General features: G+C 70.6%; 27 protein-coding genes. 11 read left to right on the top strand and 16 right to left on the bottom strand.

Annotation, left to right across the window (positions count from 1 at the left end; all coding sequences use genetic code 11):
• Positions 1–84 precede the first annotated feature (84 nt).
• Positions 85–537 carry a MarR family winged helix-turn-helix transcriptional regulator gene (locus ACSYGO_RS41865; protein WP_426676225.1) on the top strand — a complete coding sequence of 151 codons (453 nt, stop codon included), beginning with the start codon at positions 85–87 and terminating at the stop codon, positions 535–537.
• Between the two features lie 295 nt (positions 538–832).
• On the top strand, positions 833–1,405 hold the full coding sequence (locus ACSYGO_RS41860) for a TetR/AcrR family transcriptional regulator (protein WP_426676226.1): 573 nt from the start codon (positions 833–835) through the stop codon (positions 1,403–1,405).
• Positions 1,406–1,492: 87 nt separating this feature from the next.
• On the opposite strand, the gene ACSYGO_RS41855 is transcribed toward ACSYGO_RS41860, so the two are convergent.
• Positions 1,493–2,104 carry a TetR/AcrR family transcriptional regulator gene (locus tag ACSYGO_RS41855; RefSeq protein ID WP_426676227.1) on the bottom strand — a complete coding sequence of 204 codons (612 nt, stop codon included), beginning with the start codon at positions 2,102–2,104 and terminating at the stop codon, positions 1,493–1,495.
• A 172-nt stretch (positions 2,105–2,276) separates the two neighbouring features.
• Here ACSYGO_RS41855 and ACSYGO_RS41850 point away from each other — a divergent pair, with 172 nt between their 5' ends.
• Together ACSYGO_RS41850 and ACSYGO_RS41845 are read left to right on the top strand one after the other, a co-directional pair.
• Positions 2,277–2,831 (top strand): ester cyclase, encoded by a 555-nt coding sequence (locus ACSYGO_RS41850; RefSeq protein ID WP_460389934.1) that lies wholly within the window; start codon positions 2,277–2,279, stop codon positions 2,829–2,831.
• A 218-nt stretch (positions 2,832–3,049) separates the two neighbouring features.
• On the top strand, positions 3,050–3,472 hold the full coding sequence (locus tag ACSYGO_RS41845; RefSeq protein WP_426676229.1) for an organic hydroperoxide resistance protein: 423 nt from the start codon (positions 3,050–3,052) through the stop codon (positions 3,470–3,472).
• 145 nt (positions 3,473–3,617) lie between these two features.
• Here ACSYGO_RS41845 and ACSYGO_RS41840 read toward each other — a convergent pair whose 3' ends face one another.
• The 7 genes from ACSYGO_RS41840 to msrA all read right to left on the bottom strand — a co-directional run bounded on the left by ACSYGO_RS41840 (position 3,618) and on the right by msrA (position 9,715).
• A complete protein-coding gene (locus ACSYGO_RS41840) occupies positions 3,618–4,361 on the bottom strand; it encodes a class I SAM-dependent methyltransferase (protein WP_426676230.1) in 744 nt (247 codons plus the stop codon).
• 222 nt (positions 4,362–4,583) lie between these two features.
• A complete protein-coding gene (locus ACSYGO_RS41835) occupies positions 4,584–5,138 on the bottom strand; it encodes an NADPH-dependent FMN reductase (RefSeq protein ID WP_460389933.1) in 555 nt (184 codons plus the stop codon).
• 268 nt (positions 5,139–5,406) lie between these two features.
• Positions 5,407–5,871 carry a MarR family winged helix-turn-helix transcriptional regulator gene (locus ACSYGO_RS41830; RefSeq protein ID WP_426676232.1) on the bottom strand — a complete coding sequence of 155 codons (465 nt, stop codon included), beginning with the start codon at positions 5,869–5,871 and terminating at the stop codon, positions 5,407–5,409.
• A gap of 278 nt (positions 5,872–6,149) precedes the next feature.
• A complete protein-coding gene (locus ACSYGO_RS41825; protein ID WP_426676233.1) occupies positions 6,150–6,812 on the bottom strand; it encodes a cytochrome b/b6 domain-containing protein in 663 nt (220 codons plus the stop codon).
• Entirely contained in the window at positions 6,757–7,482 is a 726-nt protein-coding gene (locus ACSYGO_RS41820; protein WP_426676234.1) for a molybdopterin-dependent oxidoreductase, read from the bottom strand. Before ACSYGO_RS41820 ends, ACSYGO_RS41825 begins: the two co-directional genes overlap by 56 nt.
• A 388-nt stretch (positions 7,483–7,870) precedes the next feature.
• Positions 7,871–8,554 (bottom strand): helix-turn-helix transcriptional regulator, encoded by a 684-nt coding sequence (locus tag ACSYGO_RS41815; protein WP_426676235.1) that lies wholly within the window; start codon positions 8,552–8,554, stop codon positions 7,871–7,873.
• Positions 8,555–9,202: 648 nt separating this feature from the next.
• Positions 9,203–9,715 carry a peptide-methionine (S)-S-oxide reductase MsrA gene (gene msrA / locus ACSYGO_RS41810; RefSeq protein WP_426676236.1) on the bottom strand — a complete coding sequence of 171 codons (513 nt, stop codon included), beginning with the start codon at positions 9,713–9,715 and terminating at the stop codon, positions 9,203–9,205.
• A gap of 528 nt (positions 9,716–10,243) precedes the next feature.
• On the opposite strand from msrA, the gene ACSYGO_RS41805 reads away from it, so the two are divergent.
• Positions 10,244–11,725: a dihydrolipoyl dehydrogenase family protein gene (locus tag ACSYGO_RS41805; protein ID WP_426676237.1), complete on the top strand. Its 1,482-nt coding sequence runs from the start codon at positions 10,244–10,246 to the stop codon at positions 11,723–11,725.
• A gap of 86 nt (positions 11,726–11,811) precedes the next feature.
• Positions 11,812–12,381: an SUKH-4 family immunity protein gene (locus tag ACSYGO_RS41800; RefSeq protein WP_426676238.1), complete on the top strand. Its 570-nt coding sequence runs from the start codon at positions 11,812–11,814 to the stop codon at positions 12,379–12,381.
• Positions 12,382–12,431: 50 nt separating this feature from the next.
• On the opposite strand, the gene ACSYGO_RS41795 is transcribed toward ACSYGO_RS41800, so the two are convergent.
• Together ACSYGO_RS41795 and ACSYGO_RS41790 are read right to left on the bottom strand one after the other, a co-directional pair.
• The gene (locus tag ACSYGO_RS41795; protein ID WP_426676239.1) at positions 12,432–13,070 is read right to left on the bottom strand and encodes a DUF1707 SHOCT-like domain-containing protein; all 639 of its coding nucleotides are present in this window, start codon (positions 13,068–13,070) and stop codon (positions 12,432–12,434) included.
• A 122-nt stretch (positions 13,071–13,192) separates the two neighbouring features.
• Positions 13,193–13,720 (bottom strand): hypothetical protein, encoded by a 528-nt coding sequence (locus ACSYGO_RS41790; protein WP_426676240.1) that lies wholly within the window; start codon positions 13,718–13,720, stop codon positions 13,193–13,195.
• 612 nt (positions 13,721–14,332) lie between these two features.
• Between ACSYGO_RS41790 and ACSYGO_RS41785 the strand changes: the two genes are divergently transcribed.
• Both ACSYGO_RS41785 and ACSYGO_RS41780 read left to right on the top strand, forming a co-directional pair.
• A complete protein-coding gene (locus tag ACSYGO_RS41785; protein ID WP_426676241.1) occupies positions 14,333–15,001 on the top strand; it encodes a TetR/AcrR family transcriptional regulator in 669 nt (222 codons plus the stop codon).
• 53 nt (positions 15,002–15,054) lie between these two features.
• Positions 15,055–16,557 carry an MFS transporter gene (locus ACSYGO_RS41780; protein ID WP_426676242.1) on the top strand — a complete coding sequence of 501 codons (1,503 nt, stop codon included), beginning with the start codon at positions 15,055–15,057 and terminating at the stop codon, positions 16,555–16,557.
• A 136-nt stretch (positions 16,558–16,693) separates the two neighbouring features.
• Here ACSYGO_RS41780 and sigJ read toward each other — a convergent pair whose 3' ends face one another.
• Together sigJ and ACSYGO_RS41770 are read right to left on the bottom strand one after the other, a co-directional pair.
• Complete coding sequence (gene sigJ / locus ACSYGO_RS41775; protein ID WP_426676243.1) at positions 16,694–17,662, bottom strand: RNA polymerase sigma factor SigJ; 969 nt, start codon at positions 17,660–17,662, stop codon at positions 16,694–16,696.
• 173 nt (positions 17,663–17,835) lie between these two features.
• On the bottom strand, positions 17,836–18,837 hold the full coding sequence (locus ACSYGO_RS41770; protein ID WP_426676244.1) for a ketopantoate reductase family protein: 1,002 nt from the start codon (positions 18,835–18,837) through the stop codon (positions 17,836–17,838).
• 99 nt (positions 18,838–18,936) lie between these two features.
• Here ACSYGO_RS41770 and ACSYGO_RS41765 point away from each other — a divergent pair, with 99 nt between their 5' ends.
• The gene (locus ACSYGO_RS41765; protein WP_426676245.1) at positions 18,937–19,380 is read left to right on the top strand and encodes a cytidine deaminase; all 444 of its coding nucleotides are present in this window, start codon (positions 18,937–18,939) and stop codon (positions 19,378–19,380) included.
• Between the two features lie 111 nt (positions 19,381–19,491).
• Here the strand turns inward: ACSYGO_RS41765 and ACSYGO_RS41760 are convergent, their stop codons facing one another.
• The 3 genes from ACSYGO_RS41760 to ACSYGO_RS41750 form a co-directional block, all read right to left on the bottom strand.
• A complete protein-coding gene (locus ACSYGO_RS41760) occupies positions 19,492–20,388 on the bottom strand; it encodes an RNA polymerase sigma-70 factor (RefSeq protein ID WP_426676246.1) in 897 nt (298 codons plus the stop codon).
• Positions 20,389–20,628: 240 nt separating this feature from the next.
• A complete protein-coding gene (locus ACSYGO_RS41755) occupies positions 20,629–21,819 on the bottom strand; it encodes an NAD(P)/FAD-dependent oxidoreductase (protein ID WP_426676247.1) in 1,191 nt (396 codons plus the stop codon).
• A 107-nt stretch (positions 21,820–21,926) separates the two neighbouring features.
• Complete coding sequence (locus tag ACSYGO_RS41750) at positions 21,927–22,313, bottom strand: DoxX family protein (RefSeq protein WP_426676248.1); 387 nt, start codon at positions 22,311–22,313, stop codon at positions 21,927–21,929.
• Between the two features lie 311 nt (positions 22,314–22,624).
• Between ACSYGO_RS41750 and ACSYGO_RS41745 the strand changes: the two genes are divergently transcribed.
• Together ACSYGO_RS41745 and ACSYGO_RS41740 are read left to right on the top strand one after the other, a co-directional pair.
• A complete protein-coding gene (locus ACSYGO_RS41745; RefSeq protein ID WP_426676249.1) occupies positions 22,625–23,611 on the top strand; it encodes an asparaginase in 987 nt (328 codons plus the stop codon).
• A gap of 96 nt (positions 23,612–23,707) precedes the next feature.
• Positions 23,708–24,388, top strand: coding sequence for a flavin reductase family protein (locus tag ACSYGO_RS41740; protein ID WP_426676250.1), 681 nt, complete (start codon positions 23,708–23,710; stop codon positions 24,386–24,388).
• A 95-nt stretch (positions 24,389–24,483) separates the two neighbouring features.
• On the opposite strand, the gene ACSYGO_RS41735 is transcribed toward ACSYGO_RS41740, so the two are convergent.
• Complete coding sequence (locus ACSYGO_RS41735) at positions 24,484–25,965, bottom strand: MFS transporter (protein ID WP_426676251.1); 1,482 nt, start codon at positions 25,963–25,965, stop codon at positions 24,484–24,486.
• Position 25,966 lies beyond the last annotated feature (1 nt).

The raw sequence follows: 25,966 nt of genomic DNA, 5'->3' as shown, positions 1-25,966 counted from the left end.
GGGGGCGACACCCGGCGAGCGACGAGCCTGTCGCAATTATGAGTATCTCCTCGTATCATGGACGGGAGAGCTTCGGAGGAGATCATGAACACCGCACCAGTGAACCCCGGCGACTTGTGCAACAACCTGGCCCTGCGGAAGGCCGCCCGCTACCTCGGCGCGACCTACGACAAGGCCCTGGCCCCCACCGGTCTTCGCGCGACGCAGTTCAGCATCCTGCAACGGCTCGCCACAGAGGGGGAGATGACGATCACCACCCTCGCCGAGGTGATCGCCATGGACCGCACGACCATGGCCTCCAATCTGAAGCCACTCGCCCGTGAGGGCCTCGTGACCGTCGAGACGTCGGCGGCCGACCGGCGCGCACGGATCGCCGCCATCACGCCGGACGGCCTGGACCGCATGAAGACGGCACTGCCGCTGTGGCGAGCCGTACAGAAGCAGTTCGAGGAGAGCTTCGGCACGGACGAGGCGGCCCGGCTGCGCGACGCCCTCGAAGCAGTCCGCGACACCGGATTCGAGCCCTGGGCCGAGTAGCCGACAACCATCCCGGGGGCGCCCGGACGATGTGCTTCGGCCACCCCGCCCCGACCCGGCCACGACCCGCTCGGCCGAACCGCACGTCCTCGATGTCGATGGTGACGAGTTCGATGCCCTTCAGCACCACTCCGTCCTCACCGAGCGGGTGCACACGCCGCTGATGCATGTGACCGGTCGTCTTACTTCAAGCGATGACGAGCGAAGCGGCGCGGGCGACGCATTCAGGTCACCCGACGGCCCAGTGGTAGCCTCTAAGACGATCGCCCACTTTGAGTGACCGGGAGGCTTGCCGATGGCCAGGCCGAGTCTGCGCGAGAACCTCATCGCAGCCGCCGTCGAACAGTTCCACGGCCGCGGCTATGCGGCGACGGGCGTGAAGGACATCACCGATGCGGCCGGCGCCCCCAAGGGGTCTTTCTACAATCACTTCAAGAGCAAGGAGGCCCTGGCGGTCGTCGCTCTTGAGCGGTACGGGGCGACCCGCGGGCTGGACAGCCTGCTCGACCCCGCGGTGCCACCTCTGACGAGGCTGCGGCGGCACTTCGAGTTCCTGCGCGACGAGAACATCGAGGCCGATTTCAGTCGCGGCTGCCTGGTCGGGGATCTCGCGGTCGAGGTCGCCGACCACAGCGAGGCCCTGCGCGCGTCGACCCGCAAGAGCTTCGAAGCCTGGGCCGAAGCGCTCGCACACGCCATCGCGGACGCTCAGAGGGCCGGTGATGTGTCCAAGGCCCTCGACTCCTCCACCCTGGCCGGCTTCGTCCTCGCCTCGTGGGAGGGAGCGTTGATCTCGGCCCGCACGGAACGCTCGGCCAAGCCGTTCGAGACGTTCTTCACCATCGTGTTCGGCGTGATCCTTCGCTGACGGGACCCCCCTCCCGGGGCGTCCGATCCGCCAACGCCCGCCGACAGGCGTGACGTTCGACGCCTGCGCCTGCGCCTGCGCCCGACGCTAGAGCAGCGTCGTGACGGCGGTCCGCCGCAGGAATCCCTCGGCCCGTTCCCAGGACCAGCCGTTCTCGACCACCAGGGTGCGCCAGCCGGTCGGTCCGAACCAGAACCAGAGCAGGTCGGCCGTCTCCTCCACCGGACACGACGGCGGCGACGGCAGCGTGTGCAGATGACGGGCGACGCACCGCAACGCGTCGCGATAGGCGGCAGTGGCGCGCGCCCAGAGGGCTTCGCCGTTCTCGTGGACGGGAAGCGCCTTGCGGATCGCCTCGTGGACGGTGAACTGCCCCTCGTTGCCCCTGCGGGTACCGAGAGCCAGCGCTTCGAGCACCGCCTCACCCGTCTCCAGAGCGAGCATCTTCCGCACCGACCGCTCGTAGTCGGACGCGACGACACCCTCATCCACGATCCTGTCGAGAATGTCGCCCTTGCTGCCGACGCTGGCGAAGACGGTCTTCGAGGCGACGCCCGCCGCCGAGGCGATGTCCGCCACGGTGACTCGGCCGTACCCGCGCTCGGCGAACAGGTCGGTGGCGCACTGCAGGATCAGCGCGCGCGTCTGGGCGGCGGCCTGCTCGCGCAGGGGGGAGACGTAGGCGCGCTTGGGAGACATGCCGTCATCGTATCCACGTCGATCCATCACATGGTTTCCCTATTCATTAGGCTATGTATAACCTCAATATCGTCGACCTCGGAGACCATCCGGACCGCCCGCTCGGGCGGTCGGTCCGAGCGCGATGCCGCAGACCAGCGCTCCACAGACGAAAGGCACAGCCGTCATGGGAATGGACGCCACAGCCCTGGCCCACGGGCTCTTCCGGATCCTCGAGTCGGGGGATCCGGACCTGGCCACCGAAGTGGTGCACGCGGACTTCCACAACCGCGAATCAGCCGTCTCCCCCACGGCTTGCGCGATCCCCGGCCCGGCCGGTGTTCTCGCTTCGGGCGCCTGGATGCGCTCCGCCTTCAGCGACCTGCGCTTCCCCGTCCTGGGCGTCGCGCACAACGACGACGAGGTCTGGGTGCGCCTGCGGATGCAGGGCCGCCACACGGGCGCGTTCGTCCTCTTCCGCGACGGGAACCTCGACCGCGCCGTACCTCCCACCGGGGAGGAGATCGACTTCGAGCAGATCCACGTCCTGGGCCTGCGCGACGGCAAGGTCGTCCGACACGAAGCCGTGCGCGACGACATGACCATGCTCGGCCAGCTCGGCGTCTTCCCACCGGCTCCGGGCACCGCGCTGTCCATACTCGCCTGGCGGGCGACAGGACGCGCGACTCGCGCGGCGGCTCAGGCCTCGGCGCGGGCAGCCGAGGCGGCGGCGGCAGTGAAGCCCTGAACGGGGGCGGGCGGCAGGGCAGAAGCGTCCCGTCGCCCGCCTCTCACCACTCCCCCGGATCCACGCACATTGTGACGCCCTTCACACGTCACCTGTTTGACCAGTGACGCAATGTCGGTCACCATTTGAACAGGTGACGTCGAGGCGCGCTCCCTTCCGGGAACGTCTCGACGGCACCGGACAGGTCACACCGTTCCCCACTTTCAAGAGGGCATGTAATGACGCAGAGCTACACCGCCGTTGTGGACGTCACCGGAGAGGGCCGCAACGGCGGCCGGGTCAAGTCCAGCGACGGCCTGCTCGAAACCACGCTGGCCTACCCCAAGGAGCTCGGTGGGTCCGGCACCGCCACCAACCCCGAGCAGCTCTTCGCCGCGGGCTGGGGCGCGTGTTTCCTGGGCGCCGTCCGCAAGGCCGCGGCCGACCGCAAGGTGAGGCTGGCCGACACGAACATCAGCACCGAGATCACCCTGAACGAGGTCGACGGCTCCTTCGGCCTCGCGGCCACCCTCAACCTCGAACTCGGCGGCGTCGACCAGGACATGGCCACGGAACTCGCCCACGCGGCCCACCAGATCTGCCCCTACTCCAAGGCCACCCGCGGCAACATACCGGTGACCATCAACGCCACCGCCGTCTGACACCGTCTCGGAAGCGGCCTCCGAGGCCGCCCTTCCGCCCGGACGGGCATGCCCCACGCCTCACCCCCGGCGTGGGGCATGTTGCTGTACAGGGCCTGCCGTTCGGTCCGGTCGACGTCGCACGGCTCACCGCTCGACGGCGGAGTCAGAGGTCCGCCACCAGGAGCCGGTAGCCGACATCGATGCTGTCGAGTGTGAGCAGGTCGGCGTGACGGCCGTGCCAACGGCCGGTCGCCAGGTCCTCGTCGAGCCGGGCCAGGCCCGGGGCGAGGACGTCTTCTCCCGCCTGGGCGAACATGGAGATTCCGGCGCGCACTTGTGGGTCGAGGTAGGCGTGGGGGCGGCGCCAGTACGCCGCGCCGAACCCGTCCGTGCAGTCGTGCGGGACGAGCACCTGCTCCCGGCGCGCGCCGCCGAGCAGAGCGAGAAGCCGGTCGATCGGTACGGCGCGGACGTCGTCGAGGGCGACAGCGTGCGGGAGGTACTCGCGTACGAGCCAGAACCGCTCGCGGAAGACCGGTTGGTCCCAGGTCAGGATGACGATGCGGCGGCGGGCGACCCGGCGGAGTTCCGCGATGCCGGCTTCGAGGTCGGTCCAGTGATGGACGGTCAGCACGGCCAGGACGGCATCGACGGCGTCGTCGCGCAGCGGGAGCCGTTCGGCGACCGCGCACACGGCGGGCGCGGAACCGGGCGTGCGCTGGGCGAGCATGACGTGACTGGGCTCGACGGCGAGAACCGTCCGGGGTGGCTCGTAGGAGCCTGTGCCCGCGCCCACGTTGACCACGTCCGCGGCGTCGCCGAGCGCGGCGAGGATCTGTGCGGCGATCCGAGGATCGGGTCGCCGGGTCCGGCCGTACGTCACTCCGAGCGTGTCATAGATGGCCATGTCCCTCAGTATGCGGACGGACCGGCATCGCGGGAGCGGTTCGTGCAGGGACCGCCGTCGCCGTCGTTCGGGTGCGGCGCCGAGGCCGCCGTGGGCACGATGCCCGGTCCCGGCGTCGGAGGCGGACCGCACCGCCTGTGACGCACCCGCCCGTGGAACGACAGGGTGGTGGACGGTCACCCACCGCGACCGTCCACCACCCGGCTTGTGTGCCCCGACCCGCTAGCGGAGGTGCCGGAGCGCGTTGGACCAGTTCAGGAGCTGGTCCAGCATCGTGTTGAGGCCGTCGAGGTGAATGTCGCCGGGCCGGAACACGCTGAAGTTCTCGAAGTCGGTGAACAGCGACAGCGCGACCTGGGAGCGCACGTCGGCCATCTGCAGTTCGCCCGCGACCAGGCGCAGGTGTTCCACTGCGCGGGTGCCGCCGGTCGAGCCGTAACTGACGAATCCGACCGCCTTGTTGTTCCACTCGGCATAGAGGAAGTCGATGGCGTTCTTCAGTACACCGGACGTGGAGTGGTTGTACTCGGGGGTCACGATGACGAAGCCGTCGAAGGAACTGATCTTGTCCGCCCACTCCCTGGTGTGCGGCTGGCTGTACTGCCCCAGGGAGGGCGGCATCGCCTCGTCCAGGTGGGGCAGCTTGTAGTCGAGCAGGTCAACTATTTCGAATTCGGCGTCGGTGCGCTGAGAAGCGATCGCGTGAACCCAGTTGGCGACGGCTTCGCCATTGCGGCCCGGCCGGGTGCTGCCGATGATGATACCGATGCTTGTCATGACACAGATCCTTCATTTCGCGAGTGACAAACCCTGGCGATTGGTTGACGAGTCAAGCACAACATGTTTGACGCAGCAAGTACATCCCGGACCAGTGAGACGTACGTCTCCGCCGGAGGACGGTCTTGCGGGGGACTCCGATGCCGTCCACGTTGAAAAATTCGCGCCGGCAGTTGCCGACGGCGTGTTCCCGGTGGGCCGGGCAGCGCCTCCCGGCACCTGACGCCCGCGTGCGGCGTCCGGGCGCGGCGCGGAAGGTGAACCTGCCTCAGGTGGCGATGCGTTGAAGAGCGGCGCCGAGCGTCTTGAGGTCCATCCCCTTGAGGTGGTCGAGGAAGTGGCGACGTACGGAAGCGAGATTGGTCGGCCACGCCTCCTGCAACCGGGCGAGACCGAGGTCCGTGAGCGCCGCGTTCCAGCCCCTGCCGTCCTCCTCGCACTTGACCCGCCTGACGAACCCTTGGTTCTCCATCCGGCTCACGATGCGAGTCATTCCGCTCAGGGACATCTCGCAGGCGACCGAAAGATCGCTCATCCTCAGGCGCCGGTACGGAGCCTCGGAGAGATGCATCATCGTCAGGTACTCGATGAGAGAGAGCCGCTGCTCCCGGACCATGTCGGCGTCCATGGCCCGGGGCAGGCTGTACATGACGCGACTGAGCGCCCGGATGACGGTCTCTTCGTCCGGAGAGAGGGGCTCCACCGCCTCCGGGGACCGTGTGACGTCTGACATGACGCGCAGCTTACTTGCACAGCGAAGGAACTTGAATGGGAAATGTCGTCGTTCTTTCGCAATCGGCACTCCGAAATTCCGGCACACACCTCGAGGCGGCGACTTCCCCGCCCGCTTCCCCGAGCCGGCACTGCTCGTCCCGTCACCCGGACGACGCAGGCAGGCAGGGACCGGCTCGACGGTGCCGTCGCGGTGCCATCGCATGAAGCAGTCGCACGCAATGGGTGACGGTGGGCGGTCCTACGGAAACGCCGAAGCGAACGCCCATTGCGATCGGGCTACTTCTCCTCCCCCGGCCATTTGGAGTGATGCCGCATCACCCATTCGCGGCGGACGTGGCCGGTGCGCATTCCCAGCCTGGCTTCCGGGTCCTGATACGCCTTCCTCATATGAGCGATCAGGACAAAGGTGATGCCCCACGCCAGGCAGTCGTGCACGAAAATCGCGCTGGTGCGGGAAATGAACGGGAGCCATCCCGTGAACCACATCAACAGGCCGGTCGCCATCATCACCACGACAGCACCGGCGATCCAGCCCGCATAGATCTTCTGACCGGCATTGAATTTGCCGGCCGGACGCGCACTCGGCGACGTGAGCCGTCTCCGGGCCGCGCGCAGCCACTGCCGGTCGTAGGGCGCGAACCGGTTGAGGCGACGCAGGTCGGCGCGGAAGGCGGGTGAGAGCAGGCCGAGGAGCGAGGGAACCGGCAGCAGGATGCCCGACCATTTGTGGACGGTGATCATGAGGTAGCGCCGCCCGACCAACTGGGCGACGGGCCCCAGATACAGGCACGCCGCAGTCACCAGGCACACCAGCATCAGCCATCCCGTGGCACGGTGCACGAGCCGCTCGGCACCGGTGAACCGCTGGACCCTGCCGGCCGGTTCAGGACGCCGCGTCGCCGCGTCGGTCGGCTCCGTCGAGCCAGCCGTCGACCGCATATCCGCGCTCCTCCCAGTATCCGGGCACAACTTTGTCGGTGACCGAGACCCCGGACAGCCACTTGGCCGACTTGTAGAAATACATGGGGGCCACATAGAGGCGGACAGGGCCGCCGTGCTCATGGGTCATCGGCTTGTCCTGCATGTCCAGGGCGACCAGGACGTCGTCGCGTCGCGCCTGCTCCAGGGTGAGACTCTCGGTGTACGCGCCGTCGAAGCACGTGAAGCGAACGGCCTTGCCCTCAGGGTGGACTCCGGCGGCTTCCAGGAGGTCCCAGAGCCGCACTCCCGAGAAGGGCGTGCTGTCCACACGCCAGCCGTCGGTGCACAGCACGTCGTGGACGATCCGCTTCTGCGGGAGCGCGCGAAGGTCCGGGAGCGTGTAGGTCCTCGGCCGGTCGACCAGCCCGCCGATCCGCAACTCGTAGTTGGTCGCGTCCTTGCGCGGCACGGAACCGACGACGCTGTAGTACCGGAATCCACCGGGATTCGGCAGCAGGCCCGACAGCCCCGTCGAGTCGACCTGCGAAGCAGCGCTCAGGACTCTCTCCCAGCCGCTCTGCAGATAGGGAGCGGCGGCAAGTCCCGCACCGCCCGCAGCCATCATGCCCAGCATCGCCCGCCGCCCCACGGGAGTGCCTCCGGTCGAGGTCTTCGACCGCTTTGCCATGTTCACCAGTCCTTCGGCGTTGTGGGGATCTCGGCGGACCACCGCGCGACGCCGGGGACGCCGACGCGGCGGTCGGCATGCGGTGTCGGCACCGGCACGGCCTACGCCCCCGAGTCGTCACCTGTCGAACAGGTGGCTCTGATGGTGGCAAAGAGCTCGTCACCTGTCAAACAGGTGACGTGATGAGTGAAGCCAGTGTGGGTGCACGCTCCGAGCGGCCCGGACCGATACAAGACGACCGATCGTCTTGTTCAGCGTAACCGAGCCCTGGCGTTCAGGGCGGGGAGCCGAGTGGGACATCCCCCTGCGGGGGCGACCACGGGACCGCGCGCCGAGGGTCCACTCGCGCCCGCGCCGGACCAAGACGCCGGCCGCCTCGAGGGCCGGACTAGGACGCCACCCTGAGAGGGGACACGTCGGCCAGGGGCGGCATCACCACGGTTCCGGGCTCGACCAGGCCGCTCTCGTAGGCGAAGGCGATCAGCTGACCCCGGTCACGCGCACCGACCTTGCTCAGCATGCGGCTGATGTGCGTCTTGACCGTGAGGGGGCTGAGCCGGAGGGCGCCGGCGAGAGCCGCACTGTCGTATCCCCCTGCCAGCAACTGGAGCACCTGCAGTTCTCGGGGCGTGAACGTCGTCTCGACGACGGGGCGTACGTCACCGTTCCTCGGCGGGCAGGCCGACTGGGCGCTGTCCAGGGTGACCGTGAAACCGCCGGCCAGGACCGTCTCCACGGCATCGACCAGTTGCCGAGCGGTGGCGTGGGCGCCGAGGAGGCCCGTCGCGCCCGCCCGCAGGGCCGCGTCGACGTCCTGGCCGCCCTCCGCGCCGAACACCACGACGCGGGCTCTGGCGGCGACCGAGTGAACGAGTCGGGCGAACTCGTCGTAGCGGCCGTGGATCGAGCGGTCGAGGACGACGACGTCAGGTTCGTGATCATCCAGGAGTAGAAGCAGCTCGTCGGCGTCGCCGGCTTCTCCGAGGACCTCACAGCCGGAGAGCCGCCCCACGACGGTGGAGAGCGCCGCACGCACGAGTCTCGGACCACCGGCGAGCATGACCGTGCTCATGGGCACCTCTTCTCCCACTCGGGGCTCGGGCGTGAACGGCCGGGACGGCACAGGGGTGGCGTTCGGCACACCGCCCGCGCCGCCGGCCAGGGAGATGTGTCCGGAAGTGGCTCGCACCGCTCGCACCGCTACGCGGCAGCGACGACGGCGCGACGGTGCCTGCCGTTCCCGGGAAGCCCGCAATCGGGCAGGCTCTCGGATGCCGCCCGCCCTCGGTGGCGCCCGTTCACCGGGTCGTCGAGCTTCGAGGGCCACACCACGGCGTCCGCCGGGGTTTCGGCTTGCGCCCCGTTCACAGCGGTCGCTCCACCGCGTCCCACAGGGGCGATTCCAGTCTTGCTCATGGCGATCTTCCTCCGTCCCGAGGCATGTAATTTCTTCTTCAACTACATGCTCGCGAGAGAAGTAGACACGAATATACTTGACGCGTCAAGTATCGCCACGCTGATGTCCACGCCATGCCGTCGAGCGCGTCACCAGGCCCGGCGTACGAGCCTGGCGACGTGGACGTGGAGGAGTCCGCCCCTACCGGGGCCGCGCGCACACGAGGGCGTCGGGCCCGGCCGGAGCCCCGTGCGCATGGATCAGCCGGCCCTGCCGGAGTATCCGCAGGGCCGAACTCCTGCCCGCTGGGCCGCTTTCGCGCGGTCAGCCCTCCGCGCGGGCGGGCAGCCGCCACCCCGGACGCGGGAAGTGGCAGGTGTATCCGTCCGGGTACCGCTCCAGGTAGTCCTGGTGCTCGGGCTCGGCCTCCCAGAAGGGGCCGACCGGCTCCACCTCGGTGACGACCTTGCCGGGCCACAGCCCGGAGGCGTCCACGTCCGCGATGGTGTCCTCGGCGATCCGCTTCTGCTCGTCGTCCACGTAGTAGATCGCCGAACGGTAGCTCAGACCGATGTCGTTGCCCTGGCGGTTCTTGGTGCTCGGGTCGTGGATCTGGAAGAAGAGCTCCAGGATCTGACGGTAGTCGGTCTTCTCGGGGTCGAAGAGGATCTCGATGGCCTCCGCGTGCGTGCCGTGGTTGCGGTACGTCGCGTTGGGCACGTCACCCCCGGTGTATCCGACCCGGGTCGCCGTGACGCCCGGGTGCCGGCGGATCAGGTCCTGCATCCCCCAGAAACAGCCTCCCGCCAGCACGGCCCTCTGCGTCTGCGCTGCCATTTCGGCCCCTCCAATATCTGTCGTACCCATCACCGGGGCCGCTCGGCTCGTACACCGCCGACGGCCCCTGGCCTCTCGGCTTCATCAGCGCATTCGGGCCCTCAGCAATTCCTTGCCCGGCCGTGAGGCCGCGGACACCCACCCGTGTTCCGCGCACCGACGCGCGATGTGACGCACCGCGACCGCACGAGGACCATCCGTGACCGCCAGTCCGCGATCCCGCGGCGCCCGGCCAGTGCGCGGCAGCCCAGCCATGTGCGAGAGCGGGCGCCCCGCGGTGAGCGGCGAAAGGGCTCTGGGTGCCGCCCATGTGCTGCAGCAGTATCGTGAAGACGTCTTTCCGCCGCGACATCTCCGCCGCCCGAGTGCGAGAGCGGATACGCGACGGCTGTGGAGTCCCGCCCCTTCGGAGCCGGTCGGTTCCGCGCGCCTTCCCCGCATCACGGGCCGGGCGGTGCGGCCGCGGACGGTTCCGGCGGGTGAACGCCGGGCACGGGCCCCCGCACACCAGCGATGGGAGACTCACGGATGACCGCCAGTGTGGACCCGGACCGTTCCGCGTGGGACGTCGTCGTTCTCGGTGGCGCCGCGGCCGGCGAGAACGCGGCGCAGTACGCGAGCCAGTTCTCCGGCCTGTCGTCGGTCCTCGTGGAGGACAGCCTGGTCGGGGGCGAATGCTCCTACTGGGCCTGCATGCCCAGCAAGGCGCTCCTGCGGCCGGTCGAAGTGGTGGACGCGGCCGCGCATCTGCCGGGAGTGTCGGCCGGACTGGAGGCCGCCGAAGTACTCGCTCTGCGGGACCGTGTGGTCAACCATCGCGACGACACCTCGCAGATCTCCTGGGCGCTGAGCACCGGTATCGACGTCGTGCGCGGTTACGGACGGCTGACCGGTGAACGGACCCTCGTCGTGACTCACCCCGACGGTTCGACCCGGACCGTGACGGCCGAGCACGCCGTGGTCGTCGACACCGGGTCCCGTCCGTCCGTTCCGGACGTGCCGGGATTGCGGGCCGCCCTTCCCTGGACGTCGCGGGACGTGACCTCGATGGAGGAAGTACCCCGTCGCGTGGTCATCCTGGGCGGAGGCGTCGTCGCCTGCGAGGCGGCCACCTGGCTGCGCGGACTCGGGGTCGACGAGGTGTCGCTCGTGTACCGCGACACACACCTGCTGGCCCGTCAGGAACCCTTCGCGGGAACACTGGTCGCCCAGACGTTGCGGGACAGCGGTGTGCGGCTGTACCCGGAACACAACCTGGCCCAGGTCAAGCGCGCCGACCCCCGTGACACGGGGCACGGGCACGTGCACGGCGGAGAAGTCAGCGTGACGCTGGACGACGGGACGACCGTGGTCGCCGACGAGATCGTCGTGGCGACCGGCCGGATCCCGAACACCGACGACATCGGGCTGGAGACCGTCGGACTGCGTCCCGGCGGATACATCGGTGTCGACGACCAGCAGTGCGTCGAGGGTGTGAGCGGGAACTGGCTGTACGCCATCGGCGACGTGTGCGGCCGTGCGCTGCTGACGCACATGGGCAAGTACCAGGCCCGTATCGCGGGTGAGGCCATCGCCGCGCGCGCACGCGGGTCCTCCGCGGAACTGCCCTCGTCGGCCGCCGGACACGTCGGGCTGCCGCAGGTCGTCTTCACCGATCCCGAGGTGGGCAGCGCCGGAATGACCGAACAGCAGGCGCGCGACGCCGGCAAGGACGTGGAGATCGTGGAGTACGACCTTGCCGCCCTCGCCGGAACCTACGTCCTGCGCCCGGACTACCGGGGCCGCGCCAAACTGGTCGTCGACCGCGCCGACGACGTGGTGTTGGGGGCCACGTTTGTCGGTACGGGCATCGCCGAGCTGGTGCACTCGGCGACCACGGCGATCGTGGGCCGGATTCCGCTCTCCACCCTGTGGCATGTCGTACCGAGCTATCCGACCGTCAGCGAGATCTGGCTCCGGCTTCTGGAGACCCTCCGCGCGCAGCGGCACCAGGACGACGAACGGAAGTGAACTCGGCGCACACCACCGGGGCTCGGTCTCCCGGACCGCGTGCTGGGTCTGTCGCGGTGGGACGGCACGTGAAAGGGTGGCTGCCCATGAGTCCCCTGGTCGGCCGCGAGGCGATGGAGTCGGTGTACGGGTCCGGGGAGTTGGTGACTCTGGACGAGTCGGCACTCACGCCCGTCGGTCATGAGCCCACCCGTGCGTTCCTGCGCGATGTCGGCCTGCCCTCGTGGATGGGCTGGTTCCAGATGGACCGCCGTCTGGAGGAAGGGGACATACGTGTCGGCGGTGAGGCATGGCGGAACGTCGCGCGCCGCTACCCCAGTTGCACGTCGGACATGTCCTCCTGGCTCGCCCTGGGCGGCATCGCCCTCGACGACGTCGCCGTCGACACCGTCACGGGGGTCGTCCACTGCATCCCGGAGAACGGGTCCCCGCACCGGCTCAACAGCGGGGTCGACGAACTGGCCTTCTTCCTCCTGGCGTTGGAACGGGAGCGCCCTCAGTACGACCCCGAGTCCGACACCGTCGAGGTCGATCCGGAGGGAGCCGCCGAGCGGCTGCTCCGTCTGATGCGGGACGCCGAACCCGGTGTGATGGAGAATCCCGACTGCTGCTGGTTCTCCGTCCTCGGGCATGTCCGCGACCTGCTGCAGGTCTGACCGTCGGTCGCGGATACGAGCGGACCCGCGTCGACACGCCGCCGGGGCGATCAGCGGCCGGTACTGCCCGGCGGCCGGCGACGCAGCCACTCGGAGAGCGTCCGTCGCCGCGGCCGGGCGACGATGTCTCCGCCGCGGGACCGTCCTGTCAGTCGCACCCGCAGGCCCACGGGAGTGTCGTGGCCGGACGCGGACCGGATCTTGACGTCGCCGCTGCCGCGTTCCAGGCCGTCGGCGTCGACTTCGATCCCCGGCCCGGTCACCAGCGTCAGGTTTCCACCGATGCGCAGGTCGACATCGATGTCCAGGGTTCTGTGGGTGATCACGGCATGGGTGAAGTCGAGCTTCGCGTCGCCGAACATGAGGCGGACCTCCATGCGGCGCGGCACCAGCCAGCGGCCGGTGCGGGTGACGTCGCCGAAACGCTGGTCGATCCGGACCAGCTCTCCGGGCTGCGGCGGCATGCCTTCCGAGGGCAGGTCGGCGGTCAGCCGGGCCAGGTCGCCGGTGGTGCGGGCCGCCAACGCGGCGTCCAGGCGCTCGTCCAGTTCGGTGGCGGTGATCCGCCCGTCGCCCGCGGCGATCTGAAGGATCTCCACGACCTGGTCACGCTCCCGGTCGGATGCGCGCAGTTCGGGGGTCGTGTGATGCCCCGCAGAGTCGTCGCCCGGTCCGAGTGCACCCGTCATGCCCGCATTCTGGTGGACGTGCCGGAGTCCCGCAACGGTGGCGATCTCCACCGGAAGAACGCGCCGGACAACGGCCCCCGGGCCCGGCCGTCGCGCGTCGGCCGGGCCCGGGGGTGTCACGTTCAGCAGCGCTTGGACGTCGAGGCCTGCCCGGCCACCGGGTCGCCAGGGGCGCGCAGGGTGCCGATCGCCGAAGTGCACTCGCTCACCGTGGCGGCGGGGTAGGACCAGAACTCCTGCTGGTTGGTGGCGTTCCACCAGTCCTGGCCGACGACCTGGTCGCGCGAGTAGCTGTAGACGCCGGTGCTGACGTCGTAGTCCTTGATCTTGTCGCGGAAGCTCTGCCACACCCACACGTAGCCGTAGTTGCGCTTGCAGGTGGGCGAGTAGAACTGCTTGACGGAGGCGACGTGGGCTCCCGCGCGGTTGATGTAGGCGGTGGCACCGATCTGGTACGCGTCGGAACACACGCCGGCGGCCTGTGCCTTGACGCTGAGCGGGTTGCCGGCCTCGGACGGGGCGGCGGAACGGGCGGTCAGGCTCTGCTTGCCGGGCGACGGGGCCGGGCCCGTACCGGCGACGGCCGAGGCCGCGGGGATCAGAGCGGCGGCCGACGCCGCCGCCACGACCAGGATTCTGCGAGCGCGCATGAGAAAGCTCCCCCTTGCTCTGGGTGTGTGACTTCACGGGTGCCGATGGGGCACGCCGGACAGCGAACAGGGCAGGGCAAACCACCGCGAAACATCGCCTAACCCTGTGAAGAGCACTGTCCTCGCGTATCGGTCATCAAGTCAGACGGCCCGAGGTGCCGGATGGTTGTAGCGCAGACCACAACTGCTGCTCGCGAAGCCGTAGTTGCAGGCCTGAGGGCTCCCACCGGCGAAGCAGCCGGCCGAGTCGCGCCGGACGGACCACGCGGACGGGCCACCCGGACGGGCTCGGCCCCGGGTGCGCCGCCGAACGTATCGACGGCAGGCCGACGCACATCATCGCCCGCCGACGGACACCGTCAGGCGGTGCGCGGCACCCGGCGGACGGTGCGCGGCACCCGCCGGACGGTGCGCGGCACTCGACGGACGGGCGGGCCCCGACGATGGCGAACCGCCGATCCGCGGCGCAAACGCGGGCGATGCGGAGGCCCCCGGCGCTTTCTCCTCTCACTTGCCCGCCACGACTGGATATTCATCAGTCGCCGAATATTCTGGACCGCAGGCGGAGGAAATTCCTCCGCCTGCGACAAGGGGCGAGGAGGTGGGCAGGCGGTGCGCGTCGACGCCCAGCTCAACCGGGACAAGATCATTCAGGCGGCACGGCTGATCTTCGTGCACGAGGGCCCTGACGCGCCGCTGGAGAAGATCGCTCGCCGTGCGGGCGTCGGGATCGCCACCCTCTACCGGCGCTTTCCCAGCCGCGAGGACCTGGTCATGGCCGTCGCGACGGACACCTTGCGGAGTCTGCACACGGCGGTCCGCTCGGCCGCCGAGGAGCAGCCCGACGCGTTCGGGGCCCTGCGTGTGTTCATGCACGCGGCTCTGGAGCTGAAGGTGGGCGCGATCATGCCGTCGCTGCTCGACCGGATCGACGTCGAGGACATCATCGAGCGCTCCGGAGATGCCCTCGTCCACGTCTCCGAGCTGCTTCAGGCGGCCCAGGCGGCCGACGAGGTGCGGGCCGACGTCCTGCCCGGTGACGTCATCTTCATGGTCGTACGGCTGACCCGTCCCCTGCCCGGCCGGGCGGTCGCGGAGGACGCCGCGCTCGCCCACCGCCAGCTGGAGATCTATCTCGACGGTCTGCGGTCCCCCGGGGCCTCGCCACGCCATGGCGGTCTTCCCGGACCCGCGATCGGTTCCGCGTGGTTCCGCCGCATCCGGGCCCGCATGGCGGGCGCGGCGTCCTCGGCGGCGCGCAAGGCGACGCGCGCCGCCTGACCCCCTGCCGCCCCCTGGCACACCCTTTCCCTGTATTCGAAGGTGAGTTCGTCATGTCTTCCGCCCCCCGACCCGTCGAGGCACGCACCCCGGAGCCGACTCCCAGGGACAACCCTCGGCGTTGGCTGGGCCTGGTGTTCATCGGTCTGGCCCAATTGATGATCGTCCTGGACATCACCGTCGTGAACATCGCCCTGCCGTCCGCCCAGCAGGACCTCGGCATCTCCGCGGGCGACCGCCAGTGGGTCATCACCGCCTACACCCTCGCCTTCGGCAGCCTGCTCCTGCTGGGAGGCCGGATCGCCGACTACACCGGACGCAAACGCGCCTTCCTCATCGGCCTGATCGGCTTCGCCTGCGCCTCCGCCCTGGGCGGTGCCGCCACCGGCTTCACCCTGCTGCTGGCCGCCCGAGCACTGCAGGGGGCCTTCGCGGCACTGCTCGCTCCGGCCGCGCTGTCCCTGCTCAGCGTCAGCTTCACCGAGAGCCGTGAGCGCGCCAAGGCCTTCGGCGTCTACGGTGCGATCGCGGCGGGCGGCAGCGCCATCGGGCTCCTGCTCGGCGGTCTGCTCACCGAGTACCTCGACTGGCGCTGGTGCCTGTACGTGAACGTGCCCATCGCCGTGATCGCCGCCTGCGGCTGGTCCGTGCTCCCCACGGACCGGCGCGCCACCGCACGGACGCGGCTCGACCTTCCCGGTGCCCTGCTCGCCACCTCGGGCCTCGTCGCCGTCGTGTACGGGTGCAGCAAGGCGGAGTCCGACGGGTGGGACTCCCCCCTCGTCATGGCACTACTGACCTCCGGTGTCTGCCTCCTCGTGGGCTTCGTCCTCTTCGAGGCCCGTTCCCCTCGTCCGCTGCTGCCGCTGCGGGTGGTCACGGACCGGACCCGGGCCAGTGCCTATCTGGCGGTCGCGCTGGCCGTGATCGGCATGTTCGGGATGTTCCTCTTCCTCACCTACTACATGCAGGTCGTCAAGGACTACTCCGCGGTCGTGACCGGCGTCGCGTTCCTTCCGCTCACCGCGGGCGTCCTGGTGTCCGCGGGCGGCATCGCCTCCCGGCTGCTCCCCCGTGTCCCGCCACGCGCCCTGGTCGTCCCGGGGCTGCTGCTCGCCGCCGTGGGCACCGGTTGGCTCATTCCCCTGGAGGCCGACACCTCCTACGCGACCGGCGTTCTGCCCGCCGAGATCATCGTCGGCCTCGGCATGGGCCTGGTGATGGCCCCGGCGATGAACTACGCGACGCACGGTGTGCGTCCGGAGGACTCCGGTGTCGCCTCCGCCATGGCGAACACGTCCCAGCAGATCGGTGCGTCCATCGGCACGGCGCTGCTCAACACCATCGCCATCGAGGCGAGTTCGGACTACCTCGCGGGCCGTCGGCACACTCCGGACGTCCTGCGGGACGCGCTGGTCGAGGGATTCTCGACGGCCTACTCGGTGGCCACCGTCATCCTCGTCGCGGCGGCCCTCGTCATCGCGGTCCTGATGAACGCACCCCGGCCGGCCACCGTCGGCGAAGCCGGCAGGGAGCCGGCCCCGCACATGGGCTGACCTTCCGTCCCACGGCCCGGACCTCACACGTCGCGCGCCGTCCGGCCGGCCGTCGGGACTCGGCGGCCGGCCGGACGGCCTTCATACGGTGGGCGGACTGCCGGCCGGCCGTTGTCACCCCGGCAGTGGTCAGTGGTCACTCGTCACCGGTCGACGTGTCCCGTCCCCGCCCCTCCGCCGTCCACGGACGGAGCTTCTCGGGGTTGCGTACCACCCAGATGTGCTTGATCCGGTCGCCGACGACCTCGAAGGCGTACACCGCGACGGTGACGCCGTCGTACTGGGCCACCAGGCCGGGCCGGCCGTTGACGGTGCGTTCCAGGAACGTCAGGGCAGGTGTCCTGGCCAGGAGGTCGACCAGGTAGCGGGCGATCCGATCGCCGCCGTCGATCGGCTGGAGCCTCGCGCTCGCCAGGCCGCCGCCGTCGGCGACGGTCGTGGCGTCCGGGTCGAGGAGGGTGACGAGGGCCTTGATGTCCTTCGCCTCCCATGCCTGTTTGAAGCCCCTGACGAGGGCGGCGTGCTCGGTGGCCGGTCCCGCGGGAGTGTGCGAGGCGCGGACGCGGCGGCGGGCCGAGGAGGCCAGCTGCCGGCAGGCCACCGGAGTACGGCCCACGATCTCGGCCACTTCGGCGAAGGAGTAGCGGAAGACGTCGTGCAGGACGAACGCGACGCGCTCGGCCGGGGTCATCGATTCGAGCACGACGAGGAAGGCCATGGTGACCGACTCGTCGAGGGTGACCCGGTCCGCCGGGTCGGCCGTCGTGCCGCCCGACGGCCCGACCGTCCACTCAGTGCGTGCCGGCAGCGGCTCGGGGATCCATTCGCCCACGTAGCGCTCGCGGCGCGCCCGCGCGGAGCCGAGCACGTCCAGGCAGATGCGGCTGGCGACCGTCGTCAGCCAGCCGCCGACCGACTCGATGGCGTCCCGCTGCCGCTGGGGCAGGGCGTACCAGCGTGCGTACGTCTCCTGTACGACGTCTTCGGCCTCGGCCAGCGAGCCGAGCATCCGGTACGCCAGATTGATCAGCCGGCGCCGCTCGCTCATGATCGCGTCCAGGCTCGGGTCGGCCCGGCCGTCTCCTGGCTCGGACGGGGTGCTCATGGTGCGGTCAGCTCCCTTGGTCGCATCTGCCCTCACCGGTCCGACGACGCAGCGCACCGAAAGGTGAGGCCGACCGGGCACGGCGGCCCGCGCCCGATGCAGATGTGTGCCGAGTACCCCGGCGGATCCCGCCCGACGCGCGGTCACTGTGTGCCGGACGCGCTTCGGCGCGCTCAGTGCCGCGCCGCCTCCACCAGGCCGGTCAGCTCGGCCACCGTCATCGAGCCGGCCGCGCGGCGCTCCCGGGCGAAGGTGTCCGCGGCCCGCTGGAGCACCTCGTTCACCGGGGTGGGAGTGCCGTGCAGGCGGCCGAGCAGGACGATCTCGCCGTTCAGGAAGTCGGCCTCGATGGTGCCCGTCCCGCGGCTCAGCGACTGCCATGAGGACCCGCCGCGCGGGGAAGCGTCCGCGGGCTCGAAGCGGAGCCTGGACCGCACCTCGGCCGCCTCCGCGTCGGTCACGGTCTCCACGCCCGCGGCGGCCAGGACCGTACGGCCCTCCGCCCGGGCCGCGCGGCACACGGCGCGGGCCTCCTCCCCGGTCACCGGGCCCGTGAGGGCCTCGACCGCGTTCGCGAGATTGCCGAGGAGTTTGCCGTACTTCCACCGCATGACGTCGTCGACGACGGGTGCGTCGAAGTGCGACTTCTCCAGGGCCGCCGAGATGCTCCGCACGGTCTCGTCCCTGCCGGAGGGGAAGCGCCCCAGGTGCAGGACACCGGTGACCGGGGCGGACACCGCCGTGACCGACCCCGGCTCGACGTGGGTCGCCGGCAGCCAGACACACATCCCGTAGACACGGCGGAAGCGGCGCAGCGCGAGGCGTTCGCTCTCGACGCCGTTCTGGGCGCACACCAGCGGCAGCCTCTCGCCTGCCGTGCCTCCGCCCGCCACCGGCCGCGGAGCCCAGGCGTCCAGGGCGGCGGTGCTGTCCTGCGTCTTCACGGCGAGCATCAGGACGTCGTCCTCGCGCAGGTGCCCGAGCTCTTCGGGATGCCTGACGACGGGCAGTCGGTGGGTGTGCGGCCCCTCCGCGGTCGTGAGCCGCAAACCGTGGTCGCGCAGGGCCTCGTGGTGCGCTCCCCGCGCCACGAGGACCACCTCGTGCCCTGCCTCGGCCAGCCGGCCGCCCAGCGCACCGCCCACGGCTCCGGCCCCGATGATGATGTAGCGCATGCGTCAAGCCTCGCACACGGCCCCGCGCCGGGGCCGCGGTGAGCTGAGCACGGGTTCTCAACTCCGGTGGCCGACAAGGGATGTGCCAGACTCCGGCCCATGGGCCTTGATCAAGAACTCGTGGACGCCGCCGTCGACCTCATGGACCGGCGCCGGCCGTCGGGCGAGCCGGGCGGTGCGGCGGCCGTACGGCTGGCCGACGGCGGCATCCTGACCAGTGTCGGACTCGACAACCTGCACGCTTCGGTGGCCCTCTGCCAGGAGACGGGCGCCTTCATCCAGGCGTACACACAGGACCGTGCCGTCGTCGCCTCGGTCTGTGTGAGCCGGGATCTGGAGCGGGACAGGGTGCTGATCCTCCCGCCATGTGGTGTCTGCCAGGAGCGACTTGCGCTGTGGGGGCCGGCCGTGGAGGTCGCGGTCCCGCGGGAGGACGATCCGGCCGCCTGGACGGCACGGACCCTCGCGGAGGTGAACCCCTACTACTGGGGGCGGCAGTTCGCCGACGGCGCATGGCCCTCGGTGGAGCAGCACACCGAGTGAGGACCACGTCGTGCTCACGTCCGCCGGGGTCCTCGGCACCGCTGATCGAGGGGTCTCCTCGAAGCCGCGATCAGCGGTGCCGGACACCGGGGCCCGTTGCGGCGACGGTGGTCAGCGCCGGGTGAGCCGGGTCTCGGAGGCGACGCGGGTCAGCTTCTCCGGGTTGCGGACGTAGTAGATGCCGGTGACGCGGGCGTCCTCGACACGGACCGTCATGACCCCGTCCATCTCGCCGTCCAGGTGGAGGACGAGGGCCGGGTTGCCGTTGAAGACGGTCGTGACACTGGTGATCTCGGCCTCGGCCTTGCCGGCTCCGCCGATGATGAAGCGGGCGACCTTGCTGGAGCCGACGACCGGTCGCACCGCGGCCTGCTTGACTCCGCCGCCGTCGCTCAGCAGGACGACATCGGGGGCGAGGACGTCGAGCAGTCCCTGCAACTCACCGGTGTCGAGGGCACGTTGGAACGACTCCAGAACCGCCCGGGTCTCACTCGCGGAGACCACCTCGCGCGGTCGGCGGGCCTCGACGTGCCGGCGGGCGCGGTGCGCGATCTGACGGACGGCGGTCGGGCTCTTGTCTACCGCGGCCGCGATCTCGTCGTAGCTGACGTCGAAGGCCTCGCGCAGCACGAACACGGCGCGCTCCGTGGGCGACAGGGTCTCCAGGACGAGCATCATCGCCATCGACACGCTCTCGGCGAGCTCCACGTCCTCGGCCACGTCCGGTGCGGTGAGCACCGGTTCGGGCAGCCACGGGCCGACGTAGGCCTCCTTGCGGCGCGTCATCGTGCGCAGCCGGTTGAGCGCCTGCCGGGTCGTGACGCGGACCAGGTAGGCGCGTTGGTCGCGCACCTCCGCCAGGTCGACCTTGACCCACCGCATCCAGGTCTCCTGGAGGACGTCCTCGGCGTCGGCCGCCGACCCGAGCATCTCGTACGCGACGGTGAAGAGCAGGTTGCGGTGGGCGACGAACGCCTCGGTCGCCGGGTCGGTGGCCTGGTCGCTCATGTCTCGACTCTTCTCCTTCGCTGCCGGCACTGGTGGCCGATGATCTTCAAGAGTGCACCCACAGTACGGGCGGCCGCGCCTCCGGCCACCCGTTCCCTGTGATCCGTCCGTCCTCGCGTGTGCGGCCGGGCTCGCGACCGGTCCTGCGGCGGCGCCCACCATGAAAACGCCGCCCCACTACGGGAGTTCGTGGAGACGGTGGCCAGGAGCCCCCGTCGACGGCCGCCGGGCGTCGCCCGTTCAGCGGGCGACCGGAGTCTCGTCGCGAAGCGCCCGCAGCGCCTGCTCGCGCGTGTCGTCCTTGGCCCAGGCCCAGCTGAGCGAACCGGGCTTGTGCGCCTCGTCGACCAGCTGCTTGACGGTGCCCCAGCACACGAGCTGCTTGAGCTTCGCACCGGCGCGTCCGCCGACGTGGACCCGCATCGCGGTGTCGTTCCGGTGGGCGAACTGGAAGATGCCGCCTCGACGTCCCAGGCTGATGCACTGGCCGACGAAGCCGAGCGCGATGGGTTCGGGGCGCTCGCCCGCGATCCGGTGGAGCACGGTGTCGGCGGCGTGCGCGCCCAAGGGGCCCGCGGCCTGGCAGCTCATCCGGAACGGCAGGTCCGACGGGGCCGCCGAGTCCCCGCCCGCGACGATCCGCTCGTCGTCCACGCTCGTCAGCGTCTCGTCCGTGAGCAGGCGGCCCGCGGCATCGGTGCTCAGCCCGCTGCGCGCGGCCAGGTCCGGAACGCCGAACCCGACGGTCCAGACGGTGACGTCGCTCGGCAGTTCGCGGCCGTCGGCGAGCCGCACGACGTCGTGGGTCACGCCCGTCACCTTCGTACCGGGACCGTCGAGCACGGTCACACCGAGTCGGGCGAGCCGCCCGGCGACCGAGCGTCGCCCGCGCGGGTGCAGGTAGGGGCCGAGCGCCCCGCCGCACACGAGGGTCACGGCGCGCCCCTCCTCGGCCAGCTCGGCGGCGGTCTCGATGCCGCTGGGGCCGGCGCCGACCACGGTCACCGCGGCCGTCGCGGGCGCCGCGGCGAGGACCGACCGCAGCCGTTCCGCCTCTTCGAGACCGCCGAGCGGGTAGGCGTGCTCGGCCGCTCCGGGTACGCGCGGGGCGGCGCTGCCGCTGCCCACCGCGTAGACGAGGTAGTCGTAGTGGACCGTGCCACCGGTCGCCAGCGCCACGCTGCGCCCGGCCGCGTCGATGCGTGCCACGGTGTCGACCACGAGCCGGACACCCTTGCCCAGCACCTTCGTGTACTCGACGACGGCGTCGTCGGATCCGGCCACGAGCTGGTGCAGGCGGATGCGCTCGACGAAGGCGGGGCGCGGGTTGATCAGGGTCACCGTCACGTCCGCGCGCCGTGTCAGGCGATTGGCGGCCATGACACCGGCGTAGCCTCCGCCGATCACGACCACTTCGGTGTTCTCGTTCATCGTCTCTCCTTGGTCTCAGGGGTCCGGCCTCAAGACACCGCGCGGTCGGCCGCTGTGACAGCCCGTGACGCGGATCACTCCGAGGGTGGGGTCGATGGATCTGCCGGTCAGGCGGTGAAGGACTCGGGGCCGAAGCGCCCCCACGCGATGAAGGCCGCGAGGGCGAGGTAGGCCGTGTTCAGGGCGACGAACCTGTCGAGGCCGCCGTGGCGGAAGTGCGTCATCATCGCGCCGATCATCAGCAGGACCCAGCAGACTGCCGTCACGGGCACCAGAACCGGTGCGATGTCGACCACGGCGGGGAGTATCAGGCCGACCGCGGCGGCGAGTTCGAGGAATCCGAGTCTCCGGACGAAGCCGGCGCCGGCGTCCGCAGTCCATTCGCCGCCGGGCGCCTCGGCCAGTCTTTCCTTGGGCACGAACACCTTGGTGATGCCGCCGGCCAGGGCGACGACGGCGAGCAGTCCGGTGGCGATCCACAGCGCGAGGTTCATGAGGTGCTCCTTCGTGTCCGGTGTCCGGCGCTCCGCACGGGCCGGCCGTTTCCATGGGTGCGCCCTCAAGACACCGCGCGGTCGACCGCTGTGACAGCACGTGACGCGGATCACTCCGCCGGCGGGGGATCCCGTACGGAAGGGACGTGGGCGTCCGTCACGAGGCCGCCGCCCATCGGACGTCACGGGAGCCGCGGGTACGCTCACGCAGGCCGGAGCCGCGCCTTCGCCCCTGATTGCGCGAGATCCGGGAGCAAGGGCGTCGGCCTGCGAGCGCGCGCCGGTCGATCCGTCGTGAGAAGCCGTCGCGCATGGACGAGTGGAGTCGCGAGATGGCAGGCAGCGTCACCGTATTCACCCTCGGCGGAACGATCTCCGCCGCCGGCGGGGGTGTCGGCCGGCTGACCGGCGCCGAGGTCCTGGCACAGCTCGCGCCGTCCCCCGACGTCGATGTGCGCCTCCACGACTTCCGGAGGATCCCGAGCTCGAACCTCACCGTGGACGACCTCGCCGAACTCGCCGCGCTGATCGACTCGGCGGGGGCCGCGGGCTCCGGCGCGGTCGTGGTGCAGGGGACGGACACCATCGAGGAGTCCGCGTTCCTGCTGGACCTGGTGTGCGCGCAGCACCGTCCCGTGGTGGTCACCGGCGCGATGCGGCGTCCCGACCTGCCGGGCGCGGACGGCCCGGCTAACCTGGCCGGCGCCATCGCCGTCGCGGGCGACAGCGGATGCCGGGGCCTCGGTGCGCTCGTGGTCCTCGCCGACGAGATCCATGCGGCGCGGCACGTCCGCAAGACCCACACCACGTCCGTCGCCACCTTCGCATCGCCCGGGGCGGGTCCCCTCGGTTCGGTGGTCGAGGGCCGGCCGCGCGTCCTGTTGCGGCCGCCCGCCCCTCTCGTCGATCGCCCGCTGCGGCTGCTCCGCGCGGCGCGGGTCGCGCTGCTCACGGTGTCGCTGGGCGACCGCGGGGAACTCCTCGATGCGATCGACGACCGGTTCGACGGCCTCGTCGTGGCGGCGTTCGGCGCGGGGCACCTTCCCGAGTGGTTCGTGGAGCCTCTGGAGCGGCTCGCCGCTCGCATACCCATCGTCCTCGCCTCGCGCACCGGCGCCGGCGCGCTACTGAGCCGCACCTACAGCGGCCCGGGCTCCGAGCACGACCTGCTCGGCCGGGGACTGCTCTCGGCGGGGCCCCTCGACGCGCCGAAGGCCCGCCTGCTGCTCCAGGCGCTGCTGTCCGACGGCGCGGACCTCGCGCGCATCCGCCGTACGTTCGCGGCTCTCGTCGCCTGATCTCCCCCCGGATCGCGGGTCCGCTTCCGCGGCGCCGGAAGCGTGCCCGCGACACTTCGGCGAGGGCCGAACCTTCGGGTGCCTACATTGGCGGTCATGAGCCGGAACCAAGCGATCCTGTCCCGCACGGGTCACCGTCCGAGCGGCCATGGTGAGCGCATCACCGTCGAGCCGCGCATTCTCTACTTCGGTACGCCTGTCGTGCTGCTGTCCACCGAGAACGAGGACGGCTCGTTCAATCTCGCGCCGATGTCCTCCGCCTGGGCCCTGGGGCAGGTCGTCGTCCTCGGCCTCGGGGTCTCGGGGCAGACGGCCCACAACCTGCTGTCCAGGCCGGACTTGGTGATCAGTCTCCCCGCTCCGCACCAGTGGCGGGCCGTCGAGCGGCTGGCTCCGCTGAGCGGGCGCGACCCGCTGCCCGAGGAGAAGAAGGCGGCCTTCCGCTTCGAGCGCGACAAGTTCGGCGCCGCGGGGCTGCATCCCGCACCGTCCGAGGCGGTCCGTCCGCCCCGCGTCGCCGAGTGCCCGCTGCAACTGGAGGCCCGCGCCGTGCGGGTACGGCGCGACGCGGGCGGCGACTTCCTGATCGTGGAGGCGCAGGTCCTCACCGTGCACGCCGACCCGGACCTGGTCGTCCCCGGCACACAGCACATCGACCCGGCGGCGTGGAGCCCCCTCGTGTACAACTTCCGTCACTACTTCGGGCTGGGCGACGAGCTGGGGCATTCGTTCCGCTCGGACACACCGCACCCGCCGGGATCCTCCGGCATCCGCTGATCGTGCGGCATCACCGCGTCCCGTGAGGCCCGAGGCCCGCCGCGCCCCAGGACTCCCCAAGTCCCTTGCCCAGCGGTCGAAGAGGGACCGGGCGCTCATACCCGCGCCCTCTCCCGCTCCGTCGTGCGCAGGGTCAGGGCGAGCAGGAGGGCGGCGAGGACGCATGCCGCGGCGTTCACGGTCAGCGCGACGCTCACGCCGCTCAGTACGGCGTGGGCGTCCTGGACGTCGAAGCTGTCGATCCGGGCGGTGGCCACGGCCGACATGATCGGGATGCCCATGGTGATGCCGATCTGCTGGCTCATCGTGGCCAACCCGTTGGCCAGGCCCTGTTCTTCGTCGGGGAGGCCGGAGGTGGCCGTGACCATGAATCCGACGATGACCACCAGGTTGGCGACGCCTCCCGCGAACGTCGTGGCCAGCAGGACGTAGATCCACCCCGACCCGGCACCGAGGAAGACGAGCGGGACGGTGGCCGCGGCCTGGACGAGGAACCCGGCCACGAGGGCGTTCCTGGTACCGACGGTTCCGATGACCTTGGGGCCGATGATTCCGCCGGCGACCGTGCCGAGGCCGAGTACGGCGAAGGACAGACCCGAGGCGAGGGGCGAGTAGCCGAGGACCTCCTGCAGGTAGAGCGTCAGCAGGAAGACGACCGACGTCTCGGTGGCGAAGGCCAGCAGGCCGGCGACGTTGCCCCAGCGCACGCTCCGTCGGCGCAGGACCCGTACGGGGACCAGTGGTTGCGCCACGCGCTGTTCGACGAACCGGAACAGGACGAGCAGCACGGCTCCGGCGAGCAGCGGTCCGTAGGCCTGGGGGCTTGCCCAGGACCGTTGTCCGGCCTGGGTGAGCCCGTACACGACGGACAGCAGGGCGAGGGTGACGACGACGGCTCCGGGAACATCCAGTGCGGGACGGCGTTCGGGCCGGCTCTCGGACAGGACGGCGGGGGCGAGGACGAGTACCAGGACGGCCACCGCGACATTGATGAAGAACGCCCAGCGCCAGCTCAGGAGGTCGGTCAGCACGCCGCCGAGGATGGCGCCGGTGGTGAAGCCGGCCGCCATCAACGCGCCGTTCAGCCCAAGGGCCTTGTCACGGACCGGACCTTCCGGGAAGGACGTGGTCAGCAGGGACAGGGCCGCCGGTGTGACGGCCGCCGTCGCCAGCCCCTGGGCGACTCGTGCCGCGATCAGCACCCACGGCGTACCGGCCGTCCCTCCGGCCAGGGACGAGACGCCGAGCACGGCGATGCCCACCAGGAACAGCCGGCGCCGGCCGAACAGGTCGGCGACACGGCCGAAGAGCAGGGTGAATCCGGCGGCGCACAAGGAGAAGGCGGTCGCGATCCACTGGAGGCCGGCGAGCGACAGCCCCACGTCGGCGCCGATGGCGGGCAGCGCGACATTGAGGATCGAGAAGTCGACGGCGAGAGTGAAGCTCGCCGTCAGGAGCACCGCCAGGATCAGGCGCTCGCGGCCGGTGACGGCCGGCCGGGGCGGTGACACCTCTCCCACGGCACCGCGTACGGTCACGTCGTCGCCACCGAGGGTCTTCCCGCTCGGGTTCGTCATG

The organism is Streptomyces krungchingensis (assembly GCF_054729265.1).
The sequence above is the reverse complement of the archived record's forward strand: the minus strand, read 5'-3'. Positions and strand labels throughout refer to the sequence as shown.